A 4,444-nucleotide genomic window follows, 5' to 3' on the forward strand; every position below is an offset into this window, starting at 1 on the left:
CGCTAGTCTCGTGGGCGCGGAGATGGGTATACGAGACAGGGGCGGCGGTCCGGCTCCAGCCGTCCGATCAGGTCGTCCAGGTGCCCGGCCAGGTCCGCGTCACCGGAGGCGGTCAGCCCGGACAGGTCGGTGTGGACCCGCGCGGCGATCCGCTCGTGCTCGCGTCGCCCCCGGTCGGTCAGGTACGCCCGGATGCGTCGCCGGTCGAACGGGTCGACCCGCCGGAACACCAGGTTGCGGTCCACGAGCTGGTCGACCAGCTTGGTCAGGGTGCCCGGGGGCAGGGACGCCTCGGCGGCGACCTCGCTCATCGGATGCCCCCGACCGTCGGCGAGCAGGCAGAGCACCCGCCACGCCTCGATGGTGAGCGACTCGACGGCGAGCACCCCACCGACCCGGCGGGCGAGCAGACGCTCGGCGCGGGTGAGCAGGGGAAGCAGGTCGGCTGCGGAGCCGGGAAGGTCTGACATGGCACTCCCGCCTGGCGGTTGCCGAGTCATCGTACCGAGACGTCCCGTCTGCTGGGGAGGTCTGGTCATCATCCCCGGCTGCGGCCACGATGTGTTCATGTCCGCGCCGGCACCGGGGTACGGGCGCCCGCAGGCGGGGGAGAGGCTCGCCGCCGGGGCGCCCTGGCTCACCGTCGACCGGGGCGTGGTCAGCATCGCGCTGGTGTACCCGATGCGCGGACCGGCCGGCATGTTCGGCCCGAGCTGCGAGCAGTGTGCCCAGCTCGCGATGGAGGAGGTCAACCAGCGCGGCGGGGTGCTCGGCCGCGAGCTGCGGCTGGTGCCGGTCGACGGCGGTGCGCCACCGGCCGAGGTCGCCGCCGAGGTGGAGGCGTTGGTGTCGACGGGCGCCGTGCAGGGCGTCACCGGCTGGCACATCTCGTCGGTCCGGCAGGCGGTGGCGCCGCGCATCGCGCACCGGGTGCCGTACGTCTACACCGCCCTGTACGAGGGTGGCGAGCGTACCGAGGGGGTCTTCCTGACCAGCGAGACGCCGGACGCGCAGCTGTGGCCGGCGATGCGGGTGCTCGCCGCCGACCTCGGGGTCCGTCGCTGGTTCGTGGTAGGCAACGACTACGTCTGGCCGCGCCGGACCACCCGTGCCGCCTACCGGTACGCGCTGGACAGCGGCGGTCGGGTGGTCGGGCACCACTTCCTGCCGTTGGAGACGCACGACTTCGTCGAGGTGCTACGACGTATCGAGCGCAGCGACGCGGACGCGGTCCTGATGCTGCTGGTCGGTGCCGACGCGGTCCGGTTCAACCGGGCCTTCGCGCGGTCCCGGTTGGACCAGCGCTGCCTGCGGTTGAGCACGCTGATGGACGAGAACATGCTGTTGGCCAGCGGGGCGACGAACACGCGGGGACTGTTCAGCACGGCAGGCTTCTTCGCCGGGCTGGTGACGCCGGAGAATCTGGACTTCCACGGTCAGTTCGCCCGCCGGTTCGGGTTGGAGGCGCCGCCGCTGGGCAGCCTCGGTGAGTCCTGCTACGAGGGTGTGATGCTGCTGTCCGCCCTGATCGCCAAGGCCGGCACGCTGGACGTCCGCGCGGTGGAGGCGTCCGCCGACGTGGTGTCGTACGACGGGCCGCGCGGCGAGCTGCGGTTGCGTCGTCGGCACGTACGCCAGCGGATCTATCTGGCCGAGGCCGACGGCCTGGACTTCACCGTCCTCGCCGAACTCTGAGCCGGCCGACCGTGGCGTGACCCGACCGTGCCTTGACAGGGTCGCGCGCCGGCCACATAAGATACTTCCTGTGTGAAGTATCCGGCCCTCGGTCGGGATGCGACCAACCACCCGCCGATGATCGGTAATTGCCGTCGTCGCGGTTCATATTGTTGTGCCGGTGCCATTCCGTCGATCCTCGCGGCGGGGCTCCGGCATTTTCTGTATCCGCTCCCGTGAACGGCGCCAGTCAGCGGAAACAGTCTATTGAGGATCGGGAAACATCCGCGCAATGAAGCGGATCGAAGCTTTCCCTGCCCGATATCCGAATCGCTGCCGGGGTCGGCGTCCACCCGTCGTTCCAGGCAGCGCGACGCACCTCAACGGACCGCACCGCACCGCGCAGATCCGCACTTCTCGACCCGGGACCGACGTACGTTCCCGGGCACTGACTGACGCCCAGGCGCGAAGCAGGGAGCATTGATGACACTGATCCGGGGCCGCCGCATCCTGGCGGGTGCCATGACCCTGGTCGCCGCAGCCGCACTGGCCGCGTGCGGCAGCAAGACCACCGATGGGAACACCTCCGCCGGCGTCAGCGCCGACGTCTCCGGCGACACCGTCAAGGTGGGCCTGCTCAACTCCCTCTCCGGCACCATGGCCATCAGCGAGGTGACCGTCCGCGACGCGATCACGCTGGCGATCGAGGAGATCAACAGCGCCGGTGGCGTGCTCGGCAAGAAGATCCAGCCGGTCGGCGAGGACGGCGCCTCGGACTGGCCGACGTTCGCCGAGAAGGCCGAGAAACTGATCCGTGAGGACCGCGTGGCCGCCGTCTTCGGATGCTGGACCTCGGCCAGCCGCAAGGCCGTCAAGCCGGTGTTCGAGAAGAACAAGGCGCTGCTGTTCTACCCCGTGCAGTACGAGGGACTGGAACAGTCTCCGTACATCTTCTACACCGGTGCCACCACGAACCAGCAGATCGTTCCCGGGCTGGAGTATCTGAAGGCGCAGGGTGCCAAGTCGCTCTATCTGGTCGGCTCCGACTACGTCTTCCCGCGCACCGCGAACAAAATCATCAAGGCGTACGCCGAGGCCAACGGAATGACGGTGCTGGGGGAGGACTACGCCCCGCTCGGGTCCACCGAGTTCGGCACCATCACCAACAAGGTGAAGTCCGCCGGCGCGGACGCCGTCTTCAACACCCTCAACGGCGACAGCAACGTGGCGTTCTTCAAGGAGTACAAGTCCGCCGGGTTGACGGCGGCCACCATGCCGGTGGTCTCGGTCTCCATCGCCGAGGAGGAGGTCAAGAGCATCGGCACCCAGTACCTGGAAGGCCAGCTCACCGCCTGGAACTACTACCAGACCACGCCGGGTGCGGCGAACGAGAAGTTCGTGGCCGCGTACAAGGCCAAGTACGGCGCGGACAAGCCGACCAGTGACCCCATGGAGGCCGCGTACGTCTCGGTCCACCTGTGGAAGGCGATGGTGGAGAAGGCCGGCACGTTCGACGTGGAGAAGGTCCGGGAGGCCGCCGACGGCATCACCTTCGAGGCGCCGGAAGGTCTGGTCACCGTGGACGGTGCGACGCAGCACATCGCCAAGACGGCCCGCGTCGGCAAGGTCGGCGCGGACGGGCTGATCGCCGAGGTCTGGAACTCCGGCCAGCCGATCACCCCGGACCCGTACCTGAAGAGCTACCCCTGGGCCGGCGGCCTGAGCTGACCGACGCCCCGGTCCCACGGCCCGGACGGGAGGAGTCCCGTCCGGGCCGACCCCCACCCGCAGTTCGGAGTACCCACCGTGACAGTTCTCATCGGTCAACTCTTCACCGGCGTCAGCATCGGCGCGGTGCTGCTGCTGATCGCGTTGGGTCTGGCGCTCACGTTCGGCCAGATGGGCGTGATCAACATGGCGCACGGCGAGTTCATCATGGCCGGCGCCTACACCACCTACGTCCTGCAACAGGTGATCACCGCGGCCGGCTGGTCGCTGCTGGTGGCGCTGCCGGTGGCCTTCGTGGTGGCCGGCACGATGGGCGTCCTGCTGGAGGTCCTGCTGATCCGCCGCCTCTACGCCCGGCCGCTGGACACGCTGCTGGTCACCTGGGGCGTGTCGCTGATCCTGCAACAGCTCGCCCGGGACGTCTTCGGCAGCCCGAACGTGCAGACCCGCGCCCCGGAACTGCTCACCGGGAACATCGCCCTGCCCGGCGGGATCACCGTCGCCAACAACCGGCTGTTCATCCTGGCCCTGGCCGGTGGCGCGGTGGTCGCGCTGACCCTCGCGTTGCGCCTCACCCCGCTGGGGCGGCGGATCCGCGCCGTGGTGCAGAACCGCGACCTGGCCGCCGTCTCCGGCATCGCCACCGCCCGGGTGGACCGGACGACCTTCTTCATCGGCTCCGGCCTGGCCGGCATCGCCGGAGTCGCGCTCACCCTGCTCGGCCCGATCGGTCCCACCATGGGCACCAACCTGATCATCGACGCCTTCCTGGTCGTCGTGGTCGGCGGCATCGGCCAGCTCAAGGGCACCGTGATCGTCGCCTTCGCGCTGGGTGTGCTCCAGGCGTCCGGCGAGTACCTGACCACCCTCAGCGTCGCCAAGGTGATGGTGTTCGTCGCCATCGTCGCGTTCCTCCAGTGGCGACCCCAGGGCATGTTCACCCTGCGTACCAGGAGTTTGGCATGACCACCGTCGCCAGAGATCCCGTCACCGACGCCGCCCCCGCGCCCCCGCCGGCCACCCCGGCCGCCGGCCCTGTCTC

The 4,444-nt window shown here is 69.5% G+C and carries 4 protein-coding genes; 3 read left to right on the plus strand and 1 reads right to left on the minus strand.

The window, feature by feature from the left end:
* Positions 1-2: 2 nt before the first annotated feature.
* Positions 3-470 (minus strand): MarR family winged helix-turn-helix transcriptional regulator, encoded by a 468-nt coding sequence (locus EYA84_RS27385; protein ID WP_131056674.1) that lies wholly within the window; start codon positions 468-470, stop codon positions 3-5.
* Positions 471-567: 97 nt separating this feature from the next.
* On the opposite strand from EYA84_RS27385, the gene EYA84_RS27390 reads away from it, so the two are divergent.
* The 3 genes from EYA84_RS27390 to urtB all read left to right on the plus strand — a co-directional run bounded on the left by EYA84_RS27390 (position 568) and on the right by urtB (position 4,368).
* On the plus strand, positions 568-1,695 hold the full coding sequence (locus EYA84_RS27390) for a substrate-binding domain-containing protein (RefSeq protein WP_236145985.1): 1,128 nt from the start codon (positions 568-570) through the stop codon (positions 1,693-1,695).
* 462 nt (positions 1,696-2,157) lie between these two features.
* On the plus strand, positions 2,158-3,402 hold the full coding sequence (gene urtA / locus EYA84_RS27395) for an urea ABC transporter substrate-binding protein (RefSeq protein WP_176094271.1): 1,245 nt from the start codon (positions 2,158-2,160) through the stop codon (positions 3,400-3,402).
* A 78-nt stretch (positions 3,403-3,480) separates the two neighbouring features.
* Complete coding sequence (gene urtB, locus EYA84_RS27400; protein WP_131056678.1) at positions 3,481-4,368, plus strand: urea ABC transporter permease subunit UrtB; 888 nt, start codon at positions 3,481-3,483, stop codon at positions 4,366-4,368.
* Positions 4,369-4,444 lie beyond the last annotated feature (76 nt).

The sequence above is a fragment of the Verrucosispora sp. SN26_14.1 genome (genome assembly GCF_004307965.1).
In the GTDB taxonomy this organism is placed as follows: Bacteria; Actinomycetota; Actinomycetes; order Mycobacteriales; family Micromonosporaceae; genus Micromonospora.